The following is a 26,649-nucleotide window of genomic DNA, read 5'->3' on the forward strand; positions in this document are numbered from 1 at the left end:
CCGGCGGGCCCGGGCTCAGCTGCGACGCCGCCGCAGGACCGCCCCGACGGCGACGCCGGCGGCCAGCAGCACGACCAGCACGGCGACGACGACACCGGCGCCGGCGCCCTCCTCGGTGGGCGAGGTGCCGGCGGCGTCGCTGGGCTCTGCCGCGGCGGGCGTGGAGGCCTCCTCGGTCGACTCCGGCGCAGCGGTCGTGGTGGGCGGCGTCGTCCCCGGCACGGCGGATGGCACGGGGAGCGGCACGGGGGGCGCCCAGTCGAAGGTGGTCGCGCCCTCCAGCCGGTGCCCGTCACCGGAGGTCACCGCCCAGTCGACCGTGTGCGTGCCGCCGGTGGTCAGCGTGACCGGCACGGTGACCACCGACCCGTCGACGGTGGCCTCGCCGCCCACCCCGACGCCGTCCGGGCCGGTGACTGTCACCCCGGGCCCGCGGACGGCCGCGGAGAACGACAGCGTCACCGTGGTCGGTGCCTCGGTGACGACCGCGCCGTCGGCGGGCAGGGTGCCCGAGAGCCCGGTGTGCGCCGACGCGGGGCCGGCGGTGAGCAGCACCGCGGTCAGGGTCAGCAGGGCGAGGGTGGCGGTCCGGGTCCAGGGCAGCACGGGGGTCCTCACGGTCGGGGGTCGGTCACCGGTGCTGTCGTCCGCCGGCGGCCGTGGGTTCCCGGGTGTGACGACGGCCGCCGTCCCCGGGTGGGGACGGCGGCCGTCGTGGGTCAGAGGTCGGTCAGAGGTCGGTCAGAGGACGGGCAGCGTGCGGGGCAGCCAGGCCGGGCGGGCCGCCTCGAACGCGGTGACGTCCTCGAGGTGCCTCTCGGTGAGCCCGACGTCGTCCAGGCCCTCCAGCAGCCGCCAGCGGGTGTAGTCGTCGATCTCGAAGGGCACGGCGGCGTCGGCCCAGCGGACCTGCTTGGCGACCAGGTCCACGGTCACCGGCAGCGCCGGGTCGGCCTCGCACGCGTCCTGCAGCGCCTCGACGTCGGCGGCGGGCAGCTGCACGGTGAGCAGCCCGGACTTGGTCGAGTTGTTGCGGAAGATGTCGGCGAACCGGGCGCTGACGACCACCCGGAACCCGCCGTCCAGCAGCGCCCAGTTGGCGTGCTCGCGGGAGGAGCCGGTGCCGAAGTCGGGGCCGGCGACCAGGATCGAGGCGCCGGCGTACTCGGGCTTGTTGAGCACGAAGTCGGGCTCGTTGGTGCGCCACGCGACGAACAGCCCGTCCTCGAACCCGGTGCGGGTGATCCGCTTGAGGTACTCGGCCGGGATGATCTGGTCGGTGTCGACGTTGGTGCGCCGCAGCGGGGCCGCGGTGCCGGTGTGCGTGGTGAAGGCGTCCATCAGGCGTCGGCTCCCTGCAGGGTCGCGGGAGCCGTCAGGCGCCCGGTGATCGCGGTGGCGGCAGCGACGGCCGGGGACACCAGGTGGGTGCGCCCGCCCTTGCCCTGCCGGCCCTGGAAGTTGCGGTTGGAGGTCGAGGCCGAGCGCTCGCCGGGCTTGAGCTGGTCGGGGTTCATGCCCAGGCACATCGAGCAGCCCGCCCCGCGCCACTCGGCGCCGGCGGCGGTGAAGACGTCGTCCAGGCCCTCCTCCTCGGCCTGCAGGCGCACGGCCACCGACCCGGGGACGACGAGCATCCGGGTGTCGGCGGCGACGTGCTGGCCGCGCAGCAGCTCGGCGGCCACCCGCAGGTCCTCGATCCGGCCGTTGGTGCACGAGCCGAGGAAGACGGTGTCCACGCTGATGTCGGTCAGCGGGGTGCCGGCGGTCAGCCCCATGTACTCCAGCGCGGACTCCGCGGCCGCGCGGTCACCGGCGTCGGCGATCTGGGCGGGGTCGGGCACCGAGGAGCCGATGGGCAGGCCCTGGCCGGGGTTGGTGCCCCAGGTGACGTAGGGCGTGAGGGTCGCGGCGTCGATGACGACCTCGCGGTCGAAGACGGCGTCCTCGTCGGTGCGCAGGGTGGCCCAGTGCGCGACGGCGGCGTCCCAGTCGGCGCCCTGGGGGGCGTGCGGGCGCCCGGCCAGGTAGTCGGCCGTGGTCTGGTCGGGGGCGATGAGCCCGGCGCGGGCACCGGCCTCGATCGACATGTTGCAGATCGTCATCCGGGACTCCATCGACAGCGCCTCGATCGCGCTGCCGCGGTACTCGATGACGTGGCCCTGACCGCCGCCGGTGCCGATCTCGGCGATGACGGCGAGGATGACGTCCTTGGCGCTGACGCCCACCGGCAGCTGGCCGTCGACGCGGACCGACATCTGCTTGGCGGGGCGCTGGGGCAGCGTCTGGGTGGCCAGCACGTGCTCGACCTCGCTGGTGCCGATGCCGAAGGCCAGCGCGCCGAAGGCGCCGTGCGTGGAGGTGTGGCTGTCCCCGCAGACGATGGTCATGCCCGGCTGGGTCAGGCCCAGCTGCGGGCCGATGACGTGCACGATGCCCTGGTCGCGGTCGCCCATCGGGGCGGTGCGCAGGCCGAACTCGGCGGTGTTGTCCCGCAGGGCCTGCACCTGGGCCCGGCTGACCGGGTCGGCGATGGGCGCGAGCAGGTCGGTCGTGGGGACGTTGTGGTCCTCGGTGGTCATCGTCAGGTCCGGACGGCGCACCGTGCGCCCGGCGGCCCGGAGGCCGTCGAAGGCCTGCGGGCTGGTGACCTCGTGCACCAGGTGCAGGTCGATGTAGAGCAGGTCCGGCTCGCCCTCGGTGCGTCGCACCACGTGCTGCTCGTAGACCTTCTGCGCCAGGGTCTGCCCCACGGCCGTGCCTCCTGTGTCCTCGGTGACCTTGCCATCTCAACTGGTGAGATGAGAGTGTCAGCTCGTGGGACAGCCTAACCCCGTTGCCGTGCTGGACAAAGCAGTCGCCATCCTGCACGCCGTCCGTGACGAACCCGCGACGCTCGCCGAGCTGGTGGAGCGCACCGGTCTGCCCCGGGCGACCACCCACCGGCTGGCCGTCGCCCTGGAGGGCCACCGGCTGGTCCGGCGCACGCCCGACGGCTCCTGGGCCCCGGGTCCGGCCCTGGCCGAGCTCGGCCGGGCCGGCGCGGACCTCACCGAGCAGCTGGCCGACGCCGCCACCCGGCACCTGGTGGCCCTGCGCGACGCCAGCGGGGAGAGCGCCCAGTTCTACGTCCGCGACGGCTCCACCCGGGTCTGCGTCGCCGCCGCCGAGCGGCTGTCGGGACTGCGCGACACCGTCCCGGTCGGGGCCCGCCTGCCGATGACCGCCGGCTCCGCGGCGCACGCCCTGCTCGCCTTCGCCCCCGCCGACGAGGTCACCCCGCTGCTGCCGGCGGCCAGCTTCACCGCCCGCACCCTGCTCGACGTCCGTCGGCGTGGCTGGGCGCACAGCATCGCCGAACGCGAGCCCGGCGTGGCCTCGCTGTCGGCCCCGGTCCGGGACGGCTCGGGTGCGGTGCTGGGCGCCGTCTCGGTGTCCGGCCCGGTCGAGCGGCTGGGCCGCCGTCCCAGCCCCGAGGTCGTCGGGGCCGTGCTGGACACCGCCGTCGCGATCTCCCGCGCCGTGCGCTGAGGGACGCCCGCGTCAGGAGACGCGGTGCGCCCCCGGCGACGGGACGGCGACGAAGGTCCGGTAGCTGCCGGCGGCCGGCTGCACGGCCGCGCTGACCGCGTCCAGGTCGGCGGTGTCGACCAGCACGACGGCGCTGCCGCCGAACCCGCCGCCGACCATCCGGGCACCGTGGGCGCCGGCGGCCAGCGCGGTCTCGACGACGGCGTCCAGCTCCGGGGTGGAGATCTCGAAGTCCTCGCGCAGCGACACGTGCCCGGCGGTGAGGACCGGCCCGATGGCGCGCGGGTGGCCGCCGCCGGTGAGCAGGTCCACGACCTGGAGGACGCGCGCGTCCTCGGTGACGATGTGCCGGGCGCGGCGGCGCAGCACGTCGTCGGCGAGGGTCTCGACGGTCTCCACCGTGGCGTCGCGCAGCGCCGGGACGCCCAGGGCCTCGGTGGCCCGCTCGCACTCCTTGCGCCGGTCGCCGTAGCCGCCGTCGGCGTGCGAGTGGGCGTGCCCGGTGTCCACGACCAGCAGCGCCAGCCCGGCCGCCGCCAGGTCCAGCGGCACCTGCCGGGTGGAGCGGTCCCGGGTGTCCAGGAACAGCGCGTGGCCGGCCCGGCACAGCAGCGAGGCCGACTGGTCCAGGATGCCGGTCGGCGCGCCGACGAAGTCGTTCTCCGAGCGCCGGGCGACGTCGACGAGCTCCTCGACGGACAGGTCGGGGCGCAGCAGGTCGCGCAGCGCCAGGGCCACCGAGCAGGTGACCGCCGCCGAGGAGGAGAGCCCGGCACCGGCCGGGACGTCGCCGTCGATGCGGACCGACAGCCCGCCCGGCAGGTCGAACTGGGTGACGACGCCGGCGACGTAGCCGGCCCACCCGGCCGGGTGCCCGGGGCGCAGGTCGGCCACCGGGACCTCGACCAGCACGCCGGGCTGCTGCGCGGAGGCCACGGCGAGCAGGCCGTCCGTGCGGCGGGCGACCTCGGCGCGCACCCGGTGCGGGAGCGCGATGGGCAGCACGAAGCCGTCGTTGTAGTCGGTGTGCTCACCGATGACGTTGGCCCGGCCCGGGGCCATCCAGGTGCCCTCGGGCTCGGTGCCGAAGAGGTCGGCGAAGGCGCTCACGGCAGGACCACCGCGCGCAGCTCCTCGGCGACGCCCTCGGGCGAGGTGTCGGAGACGAAGGCGCCCATCCCGGACTCCGAGCCGGCCAGGTACTTCAGCTTGCCGGGGGCGCGACGGAAGGAGAACAGCTGCAGGTGCAGCCACCAGTCCTCCCGGCCGGCGCCGTCGACGGTCTGGGAGACCGGGCCCTGGTTCCAGCTGGAGATGTAGTTCATCGGGGCGTCGAAGCGGTGCGCGAAGCGGCCCAGCACGTCGAGGTAGACCTCGACGAAGGCGTCCCGCTCGGCGTCGGTGAGCGCGGCGACGTCGGGCACCCGGCGGTGCGGGACCAGGGTCAGCTCGTAGGGCCAGCGGGCGGCACCGGGGACGAAGGCCGTCCAGTGCTCGTTGGCGGTGACCACGCGGGAGCCGGTGCGCTCGGCGTCGAAGACCTCGGCGAGCAGGTCGCCACCGGTGGCGGCCCGGTGCGCGGCGACCTGGGTGAGGACCCGCTGCACCCGCGGGGCGAGGAAGGGGTAGGCGTAGACCTGCCCGTGCGGGTGGGCCAGGGTCACCCCGATCTCCTCGCCGTGGTTCTCGAAGAGGAAGACCTGCTCGACGCCAGGCTCGGCGGAGAGGGCCTCGGTGCGCTGGGCCCAGGCGTCGACGACCAGCCGGGCGCGCTCGGCGCCCAGGTCGACGAAGGAGCGGTCGTGGTCGCTGGTGAACACGATGACCTCGCAGCGGCCCTCGCCGGGGCGCAGGGTGACCAGCGGGGTGCCGTCGGCGTTCGGCGGGACGTCCCGGTCGACCGACAGAGAGAGCGACGGGAAGCGGTTCTCGAACACCGCGACCTCGTACTCGGCCTCGGGCACCTCGGTGGCGCGCGCAGGCGTGGAGGCGCACAGCGGGCACTGGTCGGTGGGCGGCAGGAACGTCCGCGTCTGACGGTGCGCGGCGATGACCACCCACTCCCCCAGGAGGGGGTCCCAGCGGACCTGCGAGCGGGTCGCGACGGGCGGCAGGTCGCGGGTGTCGACGGCGTCACGGGGCCGCCGCGCGCTGTCGAAGTAGACGATCTCGCGGCCGTCGGCGAGGTGGCGGGTGGTGCTGATCACGATTGTGAACGCTAACACCGGCCCGGCCACGCGTCGGCGGCCGGGCCGGGAGCGCCCTCAGATCGTGGCGACGGACCCGGCGTCCACCCGGTAGTTGCTGCCGTTGACGAAGCTGGCGCGCTCCGAGCACAGGAAGGCGATCACGCCGGCGACCTCCTCGACCCGACCGCGTCGGCCCAGCTCCATCCCGGGCCGCTCCTCCTCCAGGAAGGACTCGACCGCCTCGTCGAAGGAGGTGCCGTTCTCCTCTGCCCGCTTGGTCATCATCGCGTCGGTCATCGGCGAGGCGATGAACGCCGGGGAGACCGCGTTGACCAGCACACCCTCGGAGCCGTAGCTCTTGGACAGGCCCTTGGTCAGGCTGAGGACGGCGGCCTTGGCCGCGCAGTAGGGCAGCTCGTCGACGTAGGGCTGGACGGCGTCCTCGCTGGCCAGCAGCACGATGCGGCCCCAGCCGGCCGAGCGCATGCCGTCCACGAACGCCCGGACGACGCGGACCACGGAGAAGAAGTCGATCTCCAGGGTGGACCGCCAACCCTCCTCGTCGATCTCGTGGAAGAGGCCCTGCGCGCCGGTGATGCCCGCGGCGTTGACCAGGATCGAGGGGTCACCGATCGCCTCGGTGACGGCTGCCTTCAGGCGGGCGACGTCCTCGGGGTCGGTCAGGTCGGCGGCGACGGCGGTGACGTCGCCGGTGAGCCCGGCGGCGGCGCCGTCGAGGGCCTCCTGGTCCACGTCGGTGATGACCACCCGGACACCCTCGGCCAGCAGCACCCGCGCGGTCTCCAGGCCGATGCCGGAGTCGGCTCCGGTCACGAGGGCGGTGCGTCCGCTGATGCCGAGGTCCATGGGTGCTCCTGTCGTGGGCACCCGGGCTGGGCGCGTCCGGGGGCTCTTGTCCCCCGGACGCACCAGGCTCAACCCAGGCGTGACCCGACGCTCAGCCCTTCGCGGCGACCTCTGCGGCGTAGCGCTCGGTCATCGTGGCCACGGCCTGCAGCTGCTGGGCCGCGTAGTCCTCCCGCTTGCCGCCGGCCCGCTCCGCGGCGCCCAGCGTCGCCTGGGCGTGTGTGGTCTGCCCGCCCTGGAAGTGCGGGAAGACGTGCTGGGCGATGAGCTCGTAGGAGCGCCGGGTCGCCTCGGGGTTCGCCCACTCGTGGGCCAGCAGCAGCATCGCGCCGAAGCCGCCGGACTGGTCCCACAGCTTCTGCACCTGGGCACGGGCGTCCTCGACGGTGCCGATCGCCCCGATGCCCGCGTCGTTGATGAAGTCGATCATCTCCTTGGCGTCGCCGCCCTCGACCGCCATCTGCGGGAAGGCCGCGGTCTTCTGGAAGTACCGGAACCAGCTCTCGATGCCGAACTGGACGTCGGCGTAGGCCTGCTCGCGCGTCTCGGCGACGTGCATGAGCCCGACCAGCCGCCAGTCGGCCCGGGACACGGTCTGCCCGTGCGCCTGTGCGCGCTCCTCGACGACCGACCAGTGGTGGGCGAGGGCGTCGAAGCCGTCCGGGGAGAGCGTGGCACCGATCGAGAGCAGCCCGATGCCGTGCGTACCGGCCTGCCGCGGTCCGGTGGGTGAGGCGACGGCGGCCACGGCGACGTCGAAGAGCGGTTCGCTGTAGGGGCGCAGGTGCAGCCGGGCGTCGACCAGGGTGTGCGTGCGGGTGGTCGCGGTGACGGTCTCCCCGTGCAGCAACCGCATGATGATGTCCAGGTTCTCGGCCAGCAGCTCACGCGTCGCCGTGGGGTCCAGCCCCAGCATCATCGAGTCCGTCGGCAGCGAGCCCGGGCCGCAGCCCAGCATCACCCGCCCGCGGGTCAGGTGGTCCAGCATCACCATCCGCTCGGCCACCCAGAGCGGGTTGTGGTAGCTGATCGAGGTCACCCCGGTGCCCAGCTTGATCCTCCGGGTCCGCTCGGCGGCCGCGGCGATGAAGATCTCCGGCGAGGCGATGATCTCGCTGCCGGCGGAGTGGTGCTCCCCGATCCAGGCCTCGTCGTAGTCCAGCCGGTCCAGGTGGGCGACCAGCTCCAGGTCGCGCTGGATGGCCGTCGTGGGGTTCTCCCCCGCCGGGTGGAAGGGGGCCAGGAAGATGCCGAACCGGAGCCTGCTCATGGGGGTGCCTCCGCGCTGAGGTGGGTGAGACCCCGATCACAACCCACCCGGGTGCCCGCGTCAACGCCCACCCAGGAACGCCGAGAGCCCCCGACCTATGCAGGTCGGGGGCTCTCGAGGTGTAGCCCCGAAGGGATTCGAACCCTCGCTACCGCCGTGAGAGGGCGGCGTCCTGGGCCGCTAGACGACGGGGCCAGAACTGGTGGTGCTGTGTGCAGATCTTACCGGAGGAGGTGGAGCGTTCCTCGCTGGGGTACCAGGACTCGAACCTAGACTAACGGAACCAGAAACCGTCGGGCTGCCAATTACCCCATACCCCATTGGCCGTTCAGCACCTCGCGGCGCCGTCGAAGACACTACCCGATGCCCTCCGGGGGGTCGCACACCCCCCTCGGGTCAGCCGCCGTGTCGCGACCAGCGGGGGTCCGGCGGGGGCGGTCCACCCACCCGGACGGCCGGCGGCAGCGGCGGTGCCGGGACCCAGCTGGGTGCCCACACCGGCACCCGCCGCAGGTCGACGGCGGGGCTCAGAGTCGCGGCGGCCAGGGTCTGCCGGGCCCGGGCCACCAGCCAGACGTAGGCCCCCATCACCAGCACGTCCAGCAGGGTGATGAGCAGCCCGACGCCGGCGGGCGGCACCGAGGAGGCCACGCCGTCCCCGAGCAGGCCGGCGACGGTGAAGACGACGACGTTGTTCACCGCGTGCAGCACGATCGCCGCCTCCAGGCCGCCGGTGAGCCAGGTGACGGCGGAGGCGGCCAGCCCGAAGACGAACCGGTCGAGGAACGTGAGCACGTCCGGCGGGGCGTGCGCGGCGGAGAACAGCGCGGCGGTGAGCACCGCGGCGACGACGGCGCCGGCCCGCTCGGTGCGCACCCAACCGGCGATCGTCTGGCTCAGGTACCCGCGGAAGACGTACTCCTCGGCCGCCGACTGCAGCGGCGTGGTGAGCAGCACGACCAGCAGCAGCCAGACGTAGGAGGAGTCCGGTCCGGTGATCCCGCCGCCGTCGGCGACCACGCTGATGCCGATGGTGAGGACCACCCCGACGCCCAGGGTGGCCAGTGCGCGCCACGTGAGGGGCCACAGCAGCCGCCAGCGCAACCGGCCGGTCACCGAGGAGGCCCACCCCGGACGGAGGCCGTGGGCGACCGCCCAGCAGGCCCACACGATCGGGATGGCCACGATCAGCGACAGGTTGGTCATCAGCAGGACGCCGGGGTCGGTGAGGTCCAGCAGGTTCGCCACCGGCACCACGCCGGTCACCAGCACCGCCAGGGTGACCACGACGGCGGCCACCAGGTACAGCACGGTGAACAGCAGCAGCCCCAGCAGCGGGCGCCACCAGGCCCAGTCCCGGGCCAGCATCAGCTGCAGGTAGGTGCGGGGGACGTCGAAGGGCGGCATCCCGGGCGGGGTCACCGGACGCCCACCGGCGGCGGGTGCCGGCGGTGGCGGCGGCGGGGCGGCCTGCACCCAGCCCCGGGGGACCTGGGGCGGTGCGTACCAGCGCCCCGTGGGCGGCGGACCGGCGTAGCCACCCTCGGGCCCGGCCTGTAGCTCGCCGGGCGGCGGCGGTGGTGCCGGCTGCCCCGCTCCCCCGGGCATCACGCCGCCGCGACCTCCCGGGCCGCGGCCAGCCGGGCCAGGGTGGTGTCCCGGCCCAGCAGCTCCATCGACTCGTAGAGCGGCGGGGACACCGTCCGGCCGCTGACCGCCACCCGGACCGGGCCGAAGGCCTGGCGCGGCTTGCGGCCCAGCTCCTCGACCAGCGCCTGCTTGAGCGCGGCCTCCAGGGCCGGCGTCGTCCAGTCGTCGAGGGCGGTCAGCGCAGCGGTCGCGGCGTCGAGCACCTCGACGGCGTCGGGGCCGGTCAGCTGCTTGGCGACGGCGGCCTCGTCGAAGACGACCTCGTCCACGAAGAGGAAGCCCAGCAGCCCGACGGCCTCGCTGAGCACGACCATCCGCTCCTGGGCCAGGGGGGCGATGGCGTCCAGCACCCGCTGCTGCTCCGGGGTCGGGGTGGCCTCCACCAGGCCGGCATCGGCCAGGTACGGCGTCACCCGGGTGACGAAGTCGGCGACCGGGAGCGCGCGCAGGTGCGTGGCGTTGATCGCCTCGGCCTTCTTCAGGTCGAAACGCGCCGGGTTGGGGCTGACCCGCCGGACGTCGAAGGCCTCGACCATCTCGGCCGGGGAGAAGACGTCCCGGTCCTCGGCGATCGCCCAGCCCAGCAGGGCCAGGTAGTTGACCAGGCCCTCGGGCAGGAAGCCGCGCTCGCGGTACAGGTCCAGGTTCGACGTGGGGTCCCGCTTGGACAGCTTCTTGGCGCCCTCGCCCATCACCAGGGGCAGGTGGCCGAAGCGGGGCGCGCCCGAGGCGAGGCCGACGTCGCTGAGGGCCTCGTAGAGCGCGAGCTGGCGGGGCGTGGAGGACAGCAGGTCCTCCCCGCGCAGCACGTCGGTGATGCCCATCAGGGCGTCGTCGACCGGGTTGACCAGCGGGTAGAGCGGCTGGCCGCCGGCGCGGGCCAGCACGAAGTCCGGGACGGCGCCGGCGGCGAAGGTGACCTCGCCGCGGACCAGGTCGGTCCAGGACAGGTCGTGGTCGGGCATCCGCAGCCGCAGGACCGGGGAGCGGCCCTGCGCCAGGTACGCGGCCCGCTGGGCGTCGGTGGTCTCCCGGTCGGCGCCGTCGTAGCCCTGCTTGGGGTCCTGCCCCGCCGCGACCCGGCGGGCGACGACTTCCTCGGGGGTGGAGAAGGACTCGTAGGCGTGCCCTGCCTCGACCAGCTTCGCGAGCACGTCGCGGTAGACCTCGCCGCGCTCGGACTGCCGGTACGGGCCGTGCGGGCCGCCGACCTCGGGGCCCTCGTCCCAGTCCAGGCCCAGCCAGCGCAGGCTGTCCAGCAGGTGCCGGTAAGACTCCTCGGTGTTGCGCGCGGCGTCGGTGTCCTCGATGCGGAAGACGAACTGACCGCCGGTGTGCTTGGCGTAGGCCCAGTTGAACAGCGCCGCACGCATGACCCCGACGTGCACGGTGCCGGTCGGCGAGGGGCAGAACCGGGTCCGGACAGCGCCCGTGGGGGCCGTCATCGGGCGGTCGAGACGGTGTCGGCGCCGGTGACGGTGTTGGTCAGCTCGCCCAGGCCCTCGATGGCACAGGTGACCGAGCCGCCGATGGTCAGCGGGCCGACGCCGGCCGGGGTGCCGGTGAGCACCACGTCGCCGGGCAGCAGGGTCATGACCTGCGAGATGTAGGAGATCAGCGTGGGGATGCCGAACAGCAGGGAGCTGGTGCGGCCGTCCTGGCGCAGCTCGCCGTCCACGGTGCAGGTGACCTGCAGGTCGGCCGGGTCCTTGCCGATGCCGGCCAGGTCGGTCTCGATCCACGGCCCGATCGGGCAGAAGGAGTCGAAGCCCTTGGCGCGGGTCCACTGGTTGTCGCTGCGCTGCATGTCCCGCTCGGTGACGTCGTTGCCGATCGTGTAGCCGAAGACGCTGGCCAGCGCCTGCTCCTCGGTGACGTGGCGGGCGCCGCGGGCACCGATCACGACGGCCAGCTCGGCCTCGTGGTGCACGTTGGTGCTGCCCGGCGGGATGCGGATCGCGTCGCCGGGACCGATCACCGAGGTGGAGGGCTTGAGGAAGAGCAGCGGCTCGCTCGGGGCGTCACCGGTCTTCATCTCGGCGACGTGGTCGGCGTAGTTCTTGCCGACGCACACCACCTTGCTGGGCAGGATCGGGGACAGCAGCCGGACGTCGGCCGCGGCGTGCCGCTGGCCGGTGAAGCTGATCTGGCCGAACGGGTGGCCCTCGATCTGGGCGACCTGACCGTCGCCGTCGAGGACGCCGAAGGACATGCCGGTGGGTGAGGCGTAACGGACGATGCGCACGGGACGAGGCTACTGGCGTGCGGTCGCGCCCGTGCCGGCGCTGATCAGCCGCGGAGCCGGACGGCGTAGGTGAGGGCGTCGACCATCGCCAGCCAGGAGGCCTCGACGACGTTCTCGTGCACCCCGACGGTGGTCCACTCCCCCGCCTTGTCCGCGGTGTCCACCAGCACCCGGGTGGTGGCGCTGGTGCCGCCGGTCCAGCCCAGGATGCGGACCTTGTAGTCGGCCAGCTCGACGTCGGCCAGCAGGGGCCACCGGCCCACCAGGGCCGTCCGCAGCGCGGTGTCCAGGGCGTTGACCGGCCCGTTGCCCTCGCCGACGGTGACCACCCGCTCGCTGCCGCCGACCCCGTCGGGCAGCAGCACCTTCACGACGGCCTCGCTGACCACCCGGCCGTCGGCCCGGTGCTCCACGGTGGTCCGCCAGCTCTCCAGCTCGAACAGCGGTACCGGGGCGCCGGGCAGCTCCCCGCGCAGCAGCAGCTCGAAGGAGGCGTCGGCGGCCTCGTAGGACCAGCCCCGGGCCTCGCGCTCCTTCACCGCGGCCACCACCCGGCCGACGGCGTCCCCCTGCCCGGCGAGGTCGACACCGAGCTCGCGGCCCTTGAGCTCGACCGAGGCCCGGCCGGCCATCTCGGTGACCAGGATGCGCATGTCGTTGCCGACCACCACCGGGTCCAGGTGGTTGTAGAGCTCCGGGCTGACCTTGATGGCGCTGGCGTGCAGACCCGCCTTGTGCGCGAACGCCGAGGCCCCGACGAAGGGCTGGTGGTCGTCGGGGGTCAGGTTGGCCAGCTCGGCGACCGCGTGGCTGACCCGGCTCAGCTCCGCCAGGCACTCCTCCGGCACGACCGGGAGCCCCATCTTGGTGACCAGGTTGCCGATCAGCGTGAAGGTGTCGGCGTTGCCGGCCCGCTCGCCGTAGCCGTTCGCCGTCCCCTGGACCTGGGTGGCCCCGGCCTCGACGGCGGCGAGGGAGTTGGCGACGGCGCAGCCGGTGTCGTCCTGGCAGTGGATGCCCAGCTGGCCCTCCACCCGGGCCCGGACGTCGGCGACCACCCGGCCGATGCCGCTGGGCAGCATCCCGCCGTTGGTGTCGCACAGCACGCCGACCTCGGCACCGGCGGCGAAGGCGGCGCGCAGGACGGCGACGCCGTGGTCGGGGTCGACGGCGTACCCGTCGAAGAAGTGCTCGCAGTCGACGAACACCCGCCGGCCGTGGCCGACCAGGAAGGCGACCGTGTCGGCCACCATCGCCAGGTTCTCCTCCGGCGTGGTGCGCAGGGCGTCCCGCACGTGCCGCAGGTCGGACTTGGCGACCAGGCAGACCACCGGTGCCCCGGAGTCCAGCAGCGCCCGCACCTGGGCGTCGTCCTCCACCGCGACCCCGGCCTTGCGGGTGGCGCCGAAGGCGACCAGCACCGCGTGCCGCAGCGTGAGCTCGGTGCGGGCGCGGGCGAAGAACTCGGTGTCCTTGGGCAGGGCCCCGGGCCAGCCGCCCTCGATGTAGGAGACCCCGACGTCGTCGAGCAGCCGGGCGACGGCGAGCTTGTCGGCCACCGAGTAGGTGATGCCCTCGCGCTGGGCGCCGTCGCGCAGGGTGGTGTCGAAGACCTGGACGACGGGGCCGACGGGGGTCTGCTGCTCGGTCACGGGGTGCCTCTCGAGGGGGGTGCGGGGCCGGACACGAAAAAACCCCCCGGGGTACGGAGGGTCGGCGCGCAGTCGGGGAGCTGACTGCGCGCTAGGTGATGATCGTGCCGGCGGTGTGCATCGCCGCAGATGGTGGCACCCGCGGTCCGCGAGGGGCAAGCGCCCGAGGGCGCCCGCCGTCCGCGACGCGCCGGTCCCGGCCCCTGTTCGGCGCACGGGTGCGCACCGACAGCGCGGGTGCGCGCCCACTCCGCCTTCCCGGGCCCGGGGCCCGCGTGGGCGCGCACCAGCCGCGCGGCTGCGCGCCCCGGTCCCCCGCCGCCGTCCCGGGCTCGCGACCCGCGTGGGCGCGCACCGGCGGCGCGCGTGCGCCACGAGGCCGCCCGGGTTCTCCGGACAGCAGCGTGGGCGCGCACCGGCGGCGCGGGTGCGCCACGAGGCCGCCCGGGTCCCCCGGACAGCAGCGTGGGCGCGCACCCGCGGAGGGGTGCGCGCCCACGGGGCGACGGTGCGGGTCGGGTCAGCCGCCGGCGAGGGCGGCCAGCCGGTCGCCGACCTCCGACGTGCGGACGGCGGCGCGCGGGTCCCGGGTGGACAGGTCGAAGGCGACCGCGGCGTTGACCCGGCGGGCCTGGTCGGCTCGGCCCAGGTGGTCCAGCAGCAACCCGACCGACAGCACGGTGGCCGTGGGGTCGGCCTTGCCCTGCCCGGCGATGTCGGGCGCCGAGCCGTGCACCGGCTCGAACATCGAGGGGTTCACGCCCGAGGCGTCCAGGTTGCCGCTGGCGGCCAGCCCGATCCCCCCGGTCACGGCGGCGGCCACGTCGGTGACGATGTCGCCGAAGAGGTTGTCGGTGACGATGACGTCGTACCGGCTGGGGTCGGTCACGAAGAACATCGCCGCGGCGTCGACGTGCTGGTAGGCGACCGCGACGTCGGGGAACTCCACCGACAGCTCCTCCACCGTGCGCGACCACAGCGACCCGGCGTGGGTCAGCACGTTGGTCTTGTGGATCAGCGTCAGGTGCTTGCGGGGGCGCAGGACGGCGCGCTCGAAGGCGTACCGGACGACCCGCTCCACCCCGAACGCGGTGTTCAGGCTGACCTCGGTGGCGACCTCGTGCGGGGTGTCGCGGCGCAGGACGCCGCCGTTGCCCACGTAGGGGCCCTCGGTGCCCTCGCGGACACACAGCATGTCGATCTCGCCGGGGCTGGCCAGCGGGCTGGTCACGCCGTCGTACAGCTTGGCCGGGCGCAGGTTGACGTGGTGGTCGAGCTCGAAGCGCAGCTTGAGCAGCAGCCCGCGCTCCAGGATGCCGGCGGGCACGCTGGGGTCACCGACCGCGCCGAGCAGGATCGCGTCGTGCTGGCGCAGCTCGTCGAGCACGGTGTCGGGCAGCAGCTCACCGGTCCGCTGCCAGCGCGCGGCGCCCAGGTCGTAGGTGGTGGTCTCGACGTCCGGGGCGACCTCGCCCAGGACCTTGAGGCCCTCGGCCACCACCTCGGGGCCGATGCCGTCTCCAGGGATCACTGCCAGGCGCATGAGGCAAGAGGCTAGTGCCCGCGCAGGTCAGGACCGGCACCCGGACGCACCGACGCCCCCCGCAGGTGGTTCACGCGGGGGGCGTCGGTGTCGGGGCTGCTGCCGGGGGTCAGCCGGCGGGCGGCGCCTCCGTGCTGGCGGGTGCCTCGGTGGCGGGTGCCTCCGCAGCGGGTGCCTCGGTGGCGGGTGCCTCGGCTGCCGGCGTCTGGGTCACCGGGGCCGCGGGGGGCTCGGTCACCTGCTCGTCCGGCGGCGTCGGGTCGACCGGGGTGCCCTCGGCCGGCGGCGCCGGTGTCACCGTGGCGTCCCCGGCGGCCGGCGCGATGCCGACCGACTGGGTCCGACCGGCTGCACCGCTGTTCTGGTGCAGCACGACCATCGCGCCCGCGTCCCCGCCCACCGCAGCGTCCGCGGCGTAGGAGGCGGCGTCCTGGGTGACGGTCAGCGTCGTCCCGTCGGTGACCGGCACCAGCAGCGCCGACTCGCCGTCGACGTCGAAGGACAGGCCCGGGGCGGTCGGGTCGAAGCTCATCGGCTGCGCCGCGAGCTCGGGCCCGGTCGGGGTGCTGACCGTGCCGACGTCGTCCACCGTGCCGGCGTAGCTGGCGGACTGGACCCCGAAGGTGATCCGGCCCGACACCTCCGGCAGCGCCGACAGCGGCACCCCGAGCACCTGGACGTCGGAGTCGAAGGCGTTGGTGTCGACGAGCCCGTCGTAGAGGTTCATCGGCGCCACGTACGGCTCCCCACCCGGCCCGACCAGGGCGAAGTCCCGGTCGGTGATGACGACCAGCGGGACGTCGTAGTCCGCGATCCGGGTGGTGGTGACCTGGTAGTCCCAGACGCCGTCACCGGTCGCGTCGAGGAAGACGCCGTAGTTCACGGCCGTCTCCGCCGAGGTGAACCGGCCGTGCGCGGAGACCGCGAAGTACAGGCCCGGGTCGTCGCCGGACTGCTGCACGTCGGAGGCGACCCCGACCGCGGCCAGGTCGACGGAGCGCTCCAGCTCGGTCTTGTAGCAGCTGCTCAGCGCCTCGGCGTCGCACCGCGGCATCTGCGGGCTGGTGCCCAGCTGCTCGAACCCGCTGACCAGCGAGGTGTAGCTGGTCGGGTCCAGGGCCGGGCCGTTGGCCACGCCCTCACCGGTGAGGGTGATGGCCGAGCCGTCCTCGGCGGCCGACGCGGTGAGCGTGGAGGCCGGCTTGGGGTTGGCGTGCACCGGCACCCGCAGCGTCTCGCCCCGGTTGTTGGCCGGGGTGAGGACGACGCGACCGCTGGCCTCGCCGAGGAACTGACGGCCGTCGTCGGTGACGACGGTGGGGTCGGCGACCTTGAGCAGCTGGTCCTGGGTGGCGGTCATCGTGATCGTCACCGTGCGGCTCTGCCCCGGGGGGACGGTGAGCCGCTGGGCCGACAGCGCGTACCGGACGCCGGGCTGGTCGACCAGGGCGTCGTAGGCGACCCGGTAGACCGCGGCGTTGCGGCCCTTGTTGTCCACGGTGATGGTCTTGGTCGCGGTGACCCACTCGGCGTCGACCTCGACCACGCCGAAGGACGCGGTCACGACACCGGACCCGGCCTCGGCGTAGGCCAGCACCTGGTTGCGCAGCGCAGCCGGGGCGTCGATGCGCCCGGCCCCGACCCGGTTGGGCCCGTAGACCTCACCGGTCTGACCCGGCTCGGTGTACAGGTCGTGGGTCGCCGTGTTCATCAGGTCGGCCTTGACCTCCTCGGTGGTCCAGTCCGGGTGCGCCGCACGGATGAGCGCGGTGACGCCGGCGGCGGTCGGGGAGGCCATCGAGGTGCCGGACTCGCTGACGCCGCCCGAGCCCGAGCCGACGGCCGCGGAGAACAGCGTGACGCCGGGGGCGCTCACGTCGGGCTTGGCGCCGTCCTCCTGGCGGGTGCCCCGCGAGGAGAACGAGGCCAGCAGGTCGACCTGGTCCGGGTTGGTGTAGGTCGACGCGCCGGCCAGGCTGGGCCCGAAGGTGACGGTGACCGTCTGCGCGCCGGCGACGGCGGCGCGCACGGCCTCGCCGTCGGTCGCGGTGACCAGGATCCCGGGGACCTGGGCGACACCGGTGATGCCGGTCTCGAGCAGGTCGTCGTCGGCGACGATGAGGAAGCCCGCGGCACCGGCGGCGGCGGCGTTGGTGCCCTTGGCGACGGACCCACAGGCGAAGCCGTCGGCCTCGATCAGCAGGACCCGCCCGGTGGCGTACCCGGCCGGGATCGGCGCACAGGCCGACTCGTTGCCCGCCGGGGGCAGCAGCAGGTCGCCGGTGACGTCGGGCTTGGTGGCCCCGGCGGCGTCCCGGTCGCTGTAGGCGATCGAACGCAGACCCGGCCGGACGCCGTCCACGACGCCGGTGGGCGCGGTGACCTGCCAGCCGTCGAAGACGCCGTAGCCGTCGTTGCTGGCGGCGACGCCGATGCCGCGCGGGGCGTTGCCCGGCGAGCCGCCGATGTCGTAGCTGTCCCCGGCGTTGCCGGCGGCGAGCACGGCCAGCATGCCCAGCTCCATGGCGCGGTCGATGGCCACGGAGTCGGCGTCGTCGGCCAGGCCGTAGTCCGAGCCGAGGGAGAGGTTGACGACGTCGAGGTGGTCGGAGGGGTCACCGTCGCCGTTGGGGTCCAGCGCCCACTCGATCGCCTGCATGGTGACGTCGGTCGAGCCGTCGCAGCCGAAGACCTTCAGCGCGTAGAGCTCGGCGCCGGGCGCCATGCCCGGGCCGATGCGCAGGTCCGCGGGGACGCCGCCGTCGTAGCCGGCGGTGTAGGTGGTGCCGTCGGCGTTGACGCCGTACCCGGCGGACGTGCCGGCGACGTGGGTGCCGTGGCCGTTGCAGTCCAGCGGGTTGAGGTCGGGCCGGGCCTCGGGCTGGTAGGTCGGGCTGGTCGGGTCGGCGTTGTAGCTGTCGCCGACGAAGTCGTAGCCGCCGACGACCTTGGCGTTGGGGTAGACCCCCGCCGGCGCCGGCTGCGCCTCGTAGGACTGCAGGGTCGTGAACTGGTCCACGCTCCCACTGCCGCCGAAGTCGCTGTGGGTGTAGTCGATGCCGGTGTCGATGACGCCGATCGAGACGCCCTCACCGGTGTTGCCGAGGTCCTGCCACGCCTGGACGGCCTGCACGACACCGGCGGCGCCGGTGTTGCTGACCTCCTTGGGCGTGATCGGGTGGACGGCGACGACGTCGGGCAGGGCGGCGAGCGCCTCGTAGTCCGCGGCGTCGGCGCGGACGGCGACCCCGGAGAGCACGGTGGTGGTCGTGTAGAGCACCTGGGCGGCGGGGACCGCGCCGGGCACCTCGGCGGCGACCCGGGACGCGGCGGCCTCGGCAGCCGGCTGCGCGGCGGCGGCGGCGGCACCGGCGGCGGCCTCGCCCGCGGGCAGCGTGTCGGTGAAGACCTCCGACGTGGACGGGGTGGCCGTCTCGACGAAGAACGACGCGGGGCCGCTGGCGGGGACGCCGGCGGGCCGGGAGCCGTCCCGGCGGGCGTCGAGCTGCTGCTGGACCTGCTGGAGCTGGTCGCCGGTGAGGGTGATCGGCTCCTGGCCGGCCCGCGCGGCGACGTCGGCCGGGGCGGCCAGCGACGTGCCGGCCCCCGCGGTCATCGTGAGGGCCGCCGCGATGGCGACGACCCCGCTCCGGGCGAGGACGCGGTCGCGTCCCTCCCGGGTGGTGCTTCTCGTCCTGGGAACCACGTGCACCCCTGTCAGCGGTGTTCTGGATCGGATCCGGCGGCGACTCCCCGTGTTCACCCGGTCGCCACCAGAGAGCACCTAGAGCGTGGTCGTGTGCATTGCTAAGGAGCAATGGGCCGAACGGCCCAGCGACGGCGTCCTGCGCTGTGCACACGGCCCAGCGGAACGACTCGTTCCTCCGATGTGCACGCAACCATCGGCAGACGGCCCGGGGACGTCGGCACTCGGCCCAACCGCCCGACGCCGGACGGCGGGGTGGACCAGCGTTCAACGACCCACCTGGCCGCCCGCTGGCAGTCCCCCGGCCGGGACCTGTGCAGACCGGGGAGGGCCGGACACGCCAGGAGGCGGCGCCGACCGTGTGGTCGACGCCGCCTCCCGGAGACGTGCGGTGCGCCCTTGCGGGCGCGGCGGATCAGATCGGGTCGAGGTCGGCCGCGCGGGCCTCACGGGCACCGATGCGACCGGCGATGTCGGCGAGCAGCTCACTGCTGACCTCGCTGTCGACGGTGACCGCCATCAGGGCGTCGCCGCCCTGCGTGGTGCGGCTGACCTGCGCCCCGGCGATGTTGACCCCGGCCTCGCCCAGCGCGGCACCCACCGTGCCCACGACGCCCGGACGGTCGGCGTAGGTGAAGAACAACAGGTGGCCCTTGGCTTCGAGGTCGATCTCGAAGCCGCCGACCTCGGTCAGCTTGGGCACCTGGTTCTTGCCGTAGAGCGTGCCGGAGACGGCCACCTCGGTGCCGTCGGCCATCGCCCCGCGGACCGAGATCAGGTTGCGGTAGTGCGGGCTCTCGACGTCCTGGCTCAGCGTGACGTCCAGACCGCGGGCCTCGGCCAGCAGCGGGGCGTTGACGTAGCTGACCTGCTCCTCGACGACGTCGGTGAAGACCCCACGCAGCACGGCGAGCTGGACGACGGAGACGTCGAACTCGGCGATCTTGCCCAGCACCTCCACCGACACCGACTGGGCCAGCCCACCGGCGACGGCGGTGAAGACCCGGCCCAGCTTCTCGGCCAGCGGCAGACCCGGGCGGACGTCCTGCGCGACGACCCCGCCGGCCTGGACGTTCACCGCGTCGGGCACGAAGTCGCCCTGCAGGGCCAGGCGGACGCTGCGGGCGACGGCGGTGCCGGCCTTGTCCTGGGCCTCGGTGGTGGAGGCGCCCAGGTGCGGGGTGACGACGACGTTGGGGAGGGCGAAGAGCGGGCTGTCCGTGCACGGCTCCTTGGCGTAGACGTCGATGCCCGCCGCGCCCACCTGACCCGACTGCAGCGCGTCGGCCAGGGCGGCCTCCTCGACCAGACCACCGCGGGCGGCGTTGACGATGATCACGCCGCGCTTGGTCATGGCCAGCTGCTCGGCCCCGATCATGCCCAGGGTCTCGGGGGTCTTGGGCAGGTGGATCGTGATGAAGTCCGACTCGCGGAGGAGGTCCTCCAGCGACACCAGCCGCACCCCGAGCTGGGCGGCGCGACCGGGCTGGATGTAGGGGTCGTAGGCGATGAGCGTGACGCCGAAGGCGGCCAGGCGCTGGGCGACCAGCACGCCGATGCGGCCCAGGCCGACGACGCCGACGGTCTTCTCGGTCACCTCCACACCGGTGAACTTCGACCGCTTCCAGGTGCCCTCGCGCAGCGAGGCGTCGGCGGCGGCGATGTGCCGGGCGGCGGCCAGCAGCAGCGCGACGGCGTGCTCGGCGGCGCTGACGATGTTCGAGGTGGGGGCGTTGACGACCATGACCCCGCGCGCGGTGGCGGCCGGGACGTCGACGTTGTCCAGCCCGATGCCGGCCCGGGCGACCACCTTGAGGTGGGGGGCGGCGGCGAGTGCCTCGGCGTCGATCGTGGTGGCGCTGCGGACCATCACGGCCGCGGCGTCGGCGAGGGCGGGCAGCAGCGCGGCCCGGTCGGCGCCGTCGACGTGCCGGATCTCGAACTCCGAGCCGAGCACCTCCAGCGCACTGGGGGCGAGCTCCTCGGCGATCAGGACGACGGGCGCAGACGTGGTCACGGCTGGACAGCCTAGGACCGAGCGGGTCGGAGGCCCGTCCTGGGTGTCCCCGGCCCACCCGCACGGCACACCGGCACCACCCCGCAGGGGGTGCGCTTCGCTTGCCCGTCGCCGGTGGCCCAGCCATCCTGGGCGTTCACCGCCGGTGGCCGCAGCGGCTTCCCCGGCCCCGCGTGGAGGAGACCATGAGCGACGAGAAGGACGAGACGAGCCGGACGGAGACCTCCCCGTTCGACCGGGGGACGTCGTCCGGGCAGGGCTCGTGGGAGCGCGACGCCACGCGGGAGTCCGCCGCCCCCCAGTACGGCCAGCAGCAGTACGGGCAGCCGCAGTACGACTCCCCCTCCTCCGGGCAGCCGCAGTACGGGGCGCAGCAGTACGGCGGCCAGCAGTACGGGGCGCAGCAGCACGGCGGCCAGCAGTACGGGGCCCAGCAGTACGGCGACCAGCAGTACGGCGGCCAGCAGGGCTACGGCCAGCAGAGCCCCGGGCCGGAGCTCTACGGCCAGCAGGGGTACGGGCAACAGGGATACGCGCAGCAGGGATACGGGCAACAGGGGTACGGCCAGCAGGGGTACGGGCCGGTCGCCTACGGGCAGCCCTTCGGCACCGGGCAGGCCGCGCCGGCCAAGCCCGGCGGGGTCATCACGGCCGCGGTCCTCGGGTTCGTGTTCGGTGCGCTGGGCGTGCTGGTGACCGGCCTGTTGCTGGTCGTGGGCTCGGTGGTCGTGGGTGCCGGGTCCGGCGTCGGCGCCGCCGAGCTCGACGACGTCGTCCCCGGCCTCGGCGGCGCGCTCGGTGCGATCGCCGGGTTCCTGATCATCGCCGGCCTGCTGGCCCTCGCCTGGACCGTGCTGGTCATCTGGGGGTCCGTCTGGGCGCTGAGCGGGCGCAGCCGGGTGCTGCTGATCGTCGCCGCCTCGGTGTCGGTCCTGGTGACCGGGATCGGCCTGATCGGCAACCTCGCCGACGCCACCTCGGCCGGTGACGTGGTGGTGTCGCTGCTGTTCTTCGGCGCCGCTGTCGCCATCGTCGTGCTGCTGTCGGTGGGCTCGGCGTCCCAGTACTTCGCGGCGCACCGCGCTCTGCGCGCCCGCTGACCCGCGCTCTGCGCGCCCGCTGACCCGCGCTCTGCGCGCCCGCTGACCCCCGCCTCCGGGCACCCACCACCCCACCACCGGGAGACCCCGACATGAGCACCCCCACCCCGCCCGACGGTCCGCGCGAGGACTGGCTGCAGCCCGGTCAGGGCGCCCAGCCCCCCTCCTACGGCTCCCAGCCGCCGGCGTACGGCTCCCAGCCACCGGCCTGGGGCCAGCCCGGTCCGGGCAACGCGCCCCTGACGCCCGGGGGGTACACCACCGGGGTCCGGCCGCCGCAGGTCACCTCGGCCTCGGTGATCGGCATCGTGATCGGCGGGCTGTCCGTGCTGCTCAACGTCGTCGGCCTGCTGGCGGCCAGCTCGGTGGGGGTGGAGATCTCCGGCTTCGGCATCGTGCTCACCGTCATCGGCATCGCGGTGTCGCTGGCTCTGCTGGTGGGCGGGATCCGCACGCTCAAGGGCGGCCGGCCCGAGCTGCTGCTCTACGGCGCCTTCGGGGTCATCGCCATCTGGGTGCTGACCCTGGCGCTGAACATCGTGCTGGGCAACGGCTTCACCGCCTCGGGCCTGCTGGGGCTCATCGGCGCCGGCGCCATCGTGTTCCTGGTGCGCCAGCCGCCGGCGCAGCAGTGGTTCGCCTCCCGCGGGACCCCGTGACCTCCCCCTCCGCACCCACCGGCGGGGTCGCCGGCCGTCGTCCCCCGCCGGCGGTGGTCGCGGCCGCGGCGCTCGCGGCCCTGCAGGCGCTGTTCTGCCTGTTGCCGGGCCTGTCCGGGCTCAGCTTCGGGATGGGCGGCAACCTGCCGGCGCTCGCCGTCGGGCTCGGTTACCTGGTGCTGTCCGCGGCGTCGGTGCTGGGCGCGGTGCAGGCGGTGCGTGGTCGCAGCGGCCGGGTGCTGACCGTCGTGGGCCTCGCGCTGGCCGTCGTGTGGGCGGTCAACCTGGTGCTGTCGCTGGTCCTGGGCATCGGTTTCGACGTGCTGTCGGTGCTGCTGCTGGTCCTCGCGGTCGGGGTGGTGCTGTGCATGCGCCGTCCCGAGGTGCAGGCCTGGGCCCCGCCGCGCGGCACCCCGGTCTGATCGCCCGGTCCGAGGACCCCCCTCCCCCACGAACGGCCGACGGCCGCCTCCCCACACGGGGAGGCGGCCGTCGTCGTCGGGCGGGGGTCAGCGCTGGGCGCTGCCGGTGTAGTCGTCGGACGCCGAGACCCAGGACATCAGGCCGCGCAGCTGGCGGCCGGTCTCCTCGATCGGGTGCGCCTCGGCGGCGGCCCGCTTGGCCGTGAAGTCAGGGGCGCCGGCGTCCTGGTCGGCGATGAACGCCGCGGCCCAGGTGCCGTCCTGGATGTCCTTGAGGACCTGGCCCATCGTCTCCTTGACGCGCGCGTCCACCACCCGGGGGCCGGAGGTGTAGTCGCCGTACTCGGCGGTGTCCGAGACCGACCAGCGCTGCTTGGCGATGCCGCCCTCGTACATCAGGTCGACGATCAGCTTGAGCTCGTGCAGGCACTCGAAGTAGGCGATCTCGGGCTGGTAGCCGGCCTCGGTGAGGGTCTCGAACCCGGCCTGCACCAGGGCGGACATGCCACCGCAGAGCACGGCCTGCTCGCCGAACAGGTCGGTCTCGGTCTCCTCGGCGAAGGTCGTCTTGATGACGCCGGCGCGGGCGCCGCCGATGGCCTTGGCGTAGGACAGCGCCAGGGCCTGGGCCGAGCCGGAGGCGTCCTGGTCGACGGCGATGAGGCAGGGCACGCCCTTGCCGTCGACGAACTCGCGGCGCACCAGGTGACCGGGGCCCTTGGGGGCGACCATGGCGACGTCGACGCCGGCCGGGGGCTTGATGTAGCCGAAGCGGATGTTGAAGCCGTGGCCGAAGAACAGCGCGTCGCCGTCCTGCAGGTTGGGCTCGATCGACTCGGCGTAGAGCTTCCGCTGCACGTGGTCGGGCGCCAGGACCATGATCAGGTCGGCCTCGGCGGCCGCCTCGGCGGGGGTGACGACGCGCAGGCCCTCGGCCTCGGCCTTGGCGCGGGACTTCGAGCCCTCGGGCAGGCCGACGCGGACGTCCACGCCGGAGTCGCGCAGCGACAGCGAGTGGGCGTGGCCCTGGCTGCCGTAGCCGATGACGGCGACGGTGCGCCCCTGGATGATCGACAGGTCGGCGTCGTCGTCGTAGAAGATCTCGGCGGCCATGCGGTGGGGCTCCTTCGGTAGGTGAGCGGGTGGAACGGCCCCCTCGCGGGGGCCTCATGAGGGGCTGCGTGCGGGGCTGGGGTCTTCGGCTACGCGGAGCGCAAGGTACCGGCGCCGGACATGGACCGCGGACCGCGGCCCAGGGCGACGGTGCCCGACTGCGCCATCTCCTTGATCCCCATCGGGGCGAGGACGGCGAGCAGGGCCTGGAGCTTCTCGGGGGTGCCGGTGGCCTCGAGGGTCACGGTGTCGGTGTTGACGTCGATCACCCGGGCCCGGAAGAGCTCGGCGGTCTGCAGCACGGTGACCCGGTCGGCCAGCGGCGCCCGGACCTTGACCAGCAGCAGCTCGCGCTGGACCGAGGCACCGTCGAGCTCGACGATCTTGATGACCTCGATCAGCTTGTTCAGCTGCTTGGTGATCTGCTCCAGCGGCTGGGCATCGACGTCGACGACGATCGTCATCCGGGACAGGTCGGGGTTCTCGGTCGGCCCGACGGCGAGGGACTCGATGTTGAACCCGCGGCGGCTGAACAGCGCCGAGACGCGGGCCAGCACACCGGACTTGTTCTCGACCAGGACGGAGAGGGTGTGGCGGGGCATGGGGTGGACCTCGTTCCTTCGTGCAGTGCCGGCCCCCTCTCAGGGGCCCGCGGCGAGCCTGCGAGTCGTGGGGGGAGAGAGGGTCCTACACCTGGTCGGCGCCGAAGACCGGACGGAGGTCCCGGGCGGCGAGGATGTCGTCGTTGCTGGCGCCGGCGGCGACCATCGGCCAGACCTGGGCGTCGGAGCCGACGATGAAGTCGATGACCACGGGCCGGTCGTTGATCGCCATGGCCTTCTCGATCGTGGCGTCGACGTCCTCGGCGGTCTCGCAGCGCAGGCCCACGCAACCCAGCGCCTCGGCCAGGGCGACGAAGTCCGGGATGCGCACCGAGCGCGGCGCGGTGGTGTCCCCGCCGCCCGAGCCGCGGTGCTGCAGCTTGGTGTTGGAGTAGCGGCCCTCGTAGAAGAGGGTCTGCCACTGCCGCACCATGCCCAGGTTGCCGTTGTTGATCACGGCGACCTTGACCGGGATGCCCTCGATGGCGCAGGTGGCCAGCTCCTGGTTGGTCATCTGGAAGCAGCCGTCGCCGTCGATCGCCCACACGGTGGCCTCGGGGCGACCGGCCTTGGCGCCCATGGCCGCGGGGACGGCGTAGCCCATGGTGCCCAGGCCGCCGCTGTTGAGCCAGGTGCCCGGCTTCTCGTACTTCACGAACTGGGCGGCCCACATCTGGTGCTGGCCGACGCCGGCGCAGTAGACGGCGTCGGGACCGGCGATCGCACCGAGGCGCTCGATGACGTACTGCGGGCTCAGCGCGCCGTCCTCGGGCAGGTCGTAGCCCAGCGGGTACGTCTCGCGCCAGCGGTCCAGCTGGACCCACCACTCGGCGAGGTCGGGGCGGCCCTGCTCGGCCTGCAGCGCGGTCAGCGCGGCGATCAGCTCGGTGATCGTCTCCTTCGCGTCGCCCACGATCGGCACGTCGGCCTTGCGGTTCTTGCCGATCTCGGCCGGGTCGATGTCGGCGTGCACGACGGTCGCGCCGGGGGCGAAGCTGGACAGCTGCCCGGTGACCCGGTCGTCGAAGCGGGCGCCCAGGGCGATGAGCACGTCGGCCTTCTGCAGCGCGGTCACCGCGGTGACCGTGCCGTGCATGCCGGGCATGCCCAGGTGCTGGGGGTGGCTGTCGGGGAACGCCCCGCGGGCCATCAGCGTGGTGACGACGGGGGCACCGGTCAGCTCGGCCAGCTGTGCCAGGACCTCGCTGGCGCCGGCCTTGAGCACGCCACCGCCGACGTAGAGCACCGGCCGGGAGGCCGCCTGGACGACCGAGGCGGCCTCGCGGACCTGCTTGCCGTGCGGGCGGGTGGTCGGCTTGTAGCCGGGCAGGTCGATCCGCGGCGGCCAGGAGAAGTCGGTGGTGGCCTGCAGGACGTCCTTGGGGACGTCGACCAGGACCGGGCCGGGCCGGCCGGTGGAGGCCAGGTGGAAGGCCTCGGCGATCCGCTGCGGGATCTCGGCGGCATCGCTGACCAGGAAGTTGTGCTTGGTGATCGGCATCGTGATGCCGCGGATGTCGGCCTCCTGGAAGGCGTCGGTCCCGATGAACCCGCTGGCGACCTGGCCGGTGATGGCGACCATCGGCACGGAGTCCATGTAGGCGTCGGCCAGCGGCGTCACCAGGTTGGTGGCGCCGGGGCCCGAGGTGGCGATGCAGACGCCGACCCGGCCGGTGGCCTGGGCGTACCCGGTGGCGGCGTGCCCGGCACCCTGCTCGTGGCGGACCAGCACGTGCCGGACGCTGGAGTCGAAGAGCGGGTCGTACAGCGGCAGGATCGCCCCGCCGGGGAGACCGAAGACCAGGTCGACGCCGACGGCCTCGAGCGAGCGGACCAGGCTCTGCGCCCCGGTGATCCCGGTGGCGGGCTGGTGCGCGGCCTCGGCGAGGGAGCGGTCGGTGGACTCCACACCGGCGACGGACTCGGCGGCGATCTGGGTGGGGGCGTCCTCACCAGCAGCGGCGGTGGCGGTGGCGGTGGTGCTCATCTGGTCGATCTCCCTGGGCGAGGGGGTGGGCGTGCGGCGCGGTGTGGTGTCCGTGGGGGTCCCTGGCGGTCCCCGGTCATGAAAAAACCCCTCGTG

The 26,649-nt window shown here is 74.0% G+C and carries 21 protein-coding genes and 2 tRNA genes; 4 read left to right on the plus strand and 19 right to left on the minus strand.

The annotated features are described in order from the left end of the window. Positions 1–15: 15 nt before the first annotated feature. The 3 genes from ASG41_RS00505 to leuC form a co-directional block, all read right to left on the minus strand. Positions 16–618 (minus strand): copper resistance CopC family protein, encoded by a 603-nt coding sequence (locus tag ASG41_RS00505; protein WP_082556432.1) that lies wholly within the window; start codon positions 616–618, stop codon positions 16–18. A 123-nt stretch (positions 619–741) separates the two neighbouring features. Next, entirely contained in the window at positions 742–1,341 is a 600-nt protein-coding gene (gene leuD, locus ASG41_RS00510) for a 3-isopropylmalate dehydratase small subunit (protein ID WP_056288227.1), read from the minus strand. Continuing rightward, entirely contained in the window at positions 1,341–2,753 is a 1,413-nt protein-coding gene (gene leuC, locus ASG41_RS00515; RefSeq protein ID WP_056288231.1) for a 3-isopropylmalate dehydratase large subunit, read from the minus strand. Before leuC ends, leuD begins: the two co-directional genes overlap by 1 nt. 64 nt (positions 2,754–2,817) lie before the next feature. Here leuC and ASG41_RS00520 point away from each other — a divergent pair, with 64 nt between their 5' ends. Beyond that, the gene (locus ASG41_RS00520) at positions 2,818–3,531 is read left to right on the plus strand and encodes an IclR family transcriptional regulator (RefSeq protein ID WP_056288235.1); all 714 of its coding nucleotides are present in this window, start codon (positions 2,818–2,820) and stop codon (positions 3,529–3,531) included. Between the two features lie 12 nt (positions 3,532–3,543). Here ASG41_RS00520 and galK read toward each other — a convergent pair whose 3' ends face one another. The 13 genes from galK to serA form a co-directional block, all read right to left on the minus strand. Further along, on the minus strand, positions 3,544–4,641 hold the full coding sequence (gene galK, locus ASG41_RS00525; protein ID WP_056288240.1) for a galactokinase: 1,098 nt from the start codon (positions 4,639–4,641) through the stop codon (positions 3,544–3,546). Then, positions 4,638–5,738 (minus strand): galactose-1-phosphate uridylyltransferase, encoded by a 1,101-nt coding sequence (galT, locus tag ASG41_RS00530; protein WP_056288242.1) that lies wholly within the window; start codon positions 5,736–5,738, stop codon positions 4,638–4,640. Before galT ends, galK begins: the two co-directional genes overlap by 4 nt. Before the next feature lie 57 nt (positions 5,739–5,795). Further along, complete coding sequence (locus tag ASG41_RS00535; RefSeq protein WP_056288244.1) at positions 5,796–6,587, minus strand: SDR family NAD(P)-dependent oxidoreductase; 792 nt, start codon at positions 6,585–6,587, stop codon at positions 5,796–5,798. 91 nt (positions 6,588–6,678) lie between these two features. Further along, on the minus strand, positions 6,679–7,857 hold the full coding sequence (locus ASG41_RS00540) for an LLM class flavin-dependent oxidoreductase (protein WP_056288247.1): 1,179 nt from the start codon (positions 7,855–7,857) through the stop codon (positions 6,679–6,681). Positions 7,858–7,979: 122 nt separating this feature from the next. Beyond that, a tRNA-Glu gene (locus ASG41_RS00545) sits at positions 7,980–8,052 on the minus strand. A gap of 53 nt (positions 8,053–8,105) precedes the next feature. Continuing rightward, positions 8,106–8,177 (minus strand) — tRNA-Gln (locus ASG41_RS00550). A 76-nt stretch (positions 8,178–8,253) separates the two neighbouring features. Continuing rightward, positions 8,254–9,279 carry a CPBP family intramembrane glutamic endopeptidase gene (locus tag ASG41_RS00555; protein ID WP_157518881.1) on the minus strand — a complete coding sequence of 342 codons (1,026 nt, stop codon included), beginning with the start codon at positions 9,277–9,279 and terminating at the stop codon, positions 8,254–8,256. A gap of 185 nt (positions 9,280–9,464) precedes the next feature. Further along, complete coding sequence (gene gltX / locus ASG41_RS00560; RefSeq protein WP_056288253.1) at positions 9,465–10,952, minus strand: glutamate--tRNA ligase; 1,488 nt, start codon at positions 10,950–10,952, stop codon at positions 9,465–9,467. After that, a complete protein-coding gene (locus ASG41_RS00565; RefSeq protein WP_082556433.1) occupies positions 10,949–11,752 on the minus strand; it encodes a fumarylacetoacetate hydrolase family protein in 804 nt (267 codons plus the stop codon). Before ASG41_RS00565 ends, gltX begins: the two co-directional genes overlap by 4 nt. A 44-nt stretch (positions 11,753–11,796) precedes the next feature. Beyond that, positions 11,797–13,404, minus strand: a complete 1,608-nt coding sequence (cimA, locus tag ASG41_RS00570; protein WP_056288259.1) for a citramalate synthase — start codon at positions 13,402–13,404, stop codon at positions 11,797–11,799. 520 nt (positions 13,405–13,924) lie between these two features. Continuing rightward, positions 13,925–14,947: a 3-isopropylmalate dehydrogenase gene (locus tag ASG41_RS00575; RefSeq protein ID WP_056288261.1), complete on the minus strand. Its 1,023-nt coding sequence runs from the start codon at positions 14,945–14,947 to the stop codon at positions 13,925–13,927. A 109-nt stretch (positions 14,948–15,056) separates the two neighbouring features. After that, the gene (locus tag ASG41_RS00580; RefSeq protein ID WP_056288265.1) at positions 15,057–18,563 is read right to left on the minus strand and encodes a S8 family serine peptidase; all 3,507 of its coding nucleotides are present in this window, start codon (positions 18,561–18,563) and stop codon (positions 15,057–15,059) included. A 505-nt stretch (positions 18,564–19,068) separates the two neighbouring features. Next, positions 19,069–20,670 carry a phosphoglycerate dehydrogenase gene (serA, locus tag ASG41_RS00590; RefSeq protein WP_056288271.1) on the minus strand — a complete coding sequence of 534 codons (1,602 nt, stop codon included), beginning with the start codon at positions 20,668–20,670 and terminating at the stop codon, positions 19,069–19,071. A gap of 185 nt (positions 20,671–20,855) precedes the next feature. On the opposite strand from serA, the gene ASG41_RS00595 reads away from it, so the two are divergent. From ASG41_RS00595 to ASG41_RS00605, 3 genes are all read left to right on the plus strand, one after another. Continuing rightward, a complete protein-coding gene (locus ASG41_RS00595; protein ID WP_056288274.1) occupies positions 20,856–21,770 on the plus strand; it encodes a hypothetical protein in 915 nt (304 codons plus the stop codon). Positions 21,771–21,862: 92 nt separating this feature from the next. Next, positions 21,863–22,429: a hypothetical protein gene (locus ASG41_RS00600; protein ID WP_056288276.1), complete on the plus strand. Its 567-nt coding sequence runs from the start codon at positions 21,863–21,865 to the stop codon at positions 22,427–22,429. Continuing rightward, positions 22,426–22,851 carry a hypothetical protein gene (locus tag ASG41_RS00605; RefSeq protein WP_056288279.1) on the plus strand — a complete coding sequence of 142 codons (426 nt, stop codon included), beginning with the start codon at positions 22,426–22,428 and terminating at the stop codon, positions 22,849–22,851. Before ASG41_RS00600 ends, ASG41_RS00605 begins: the two co-directional genes overlap by 4 nt. A gap of 87 nt (positions 22,852–22,938) precedes the next feature. Here the strand turns inward: ASG41_RS00605 and ilvC are convergent, their stop codons facing one another. The 3 genes from ilvC to ASG41_RS00620 all read right to left on the minus strand — a co-directional run bounded on the left by ilvC (position 22,939) and on the right by ASG41_RS00620 (position 26,553). Further along, positions 22,939–23,964, minus strand: a complete 1,026-nt coding sequence (ilvC, locus tag ASG41_RS00610; RefSeq protein WP_056288282.1) for a ketol-acid reductoisomerase — start codon at positions 23,962–23,964, stop codon at positions 22,939–22,941. 89 nt (positions 23,965–24,053) lie between these two features. Further along, positions 24,054–24,566 (minus strand): acetolactate synthase small subunit, encoded by a 513-nt coding sequence (gene ilvN / locus ASG41_RS00615; RefSeq protein ID WP_056288286.1) that lies wholly within the window; start codon positions 24,564–24,566, stop codon positions 24,054–24,056. A gap of 85 nt (positions 24,567–24,651) precedes the next feature. Continuing rightward, a complete protein-coding gene (locus tag ASG41_RS00620; protein ID WP_056288289.1) occupies positions 24,652–26,553 on the minus strand; it encodes an acetolactate synthase large subunit in 1,902 nt (633 codons plus the stop codon). Positions 26,554–26,649: the final 96 nt, after the last annotated feature.

This window comes from Modestobacter sp. Leaf380 (assembly GCF_001424485.1).
Taxonomy (GTDB): domain Bacteria; phylum Actinomycetota; class Actinomycetes; order Mycobacteriales; family Geodermatophilaceae; genus Klenkia.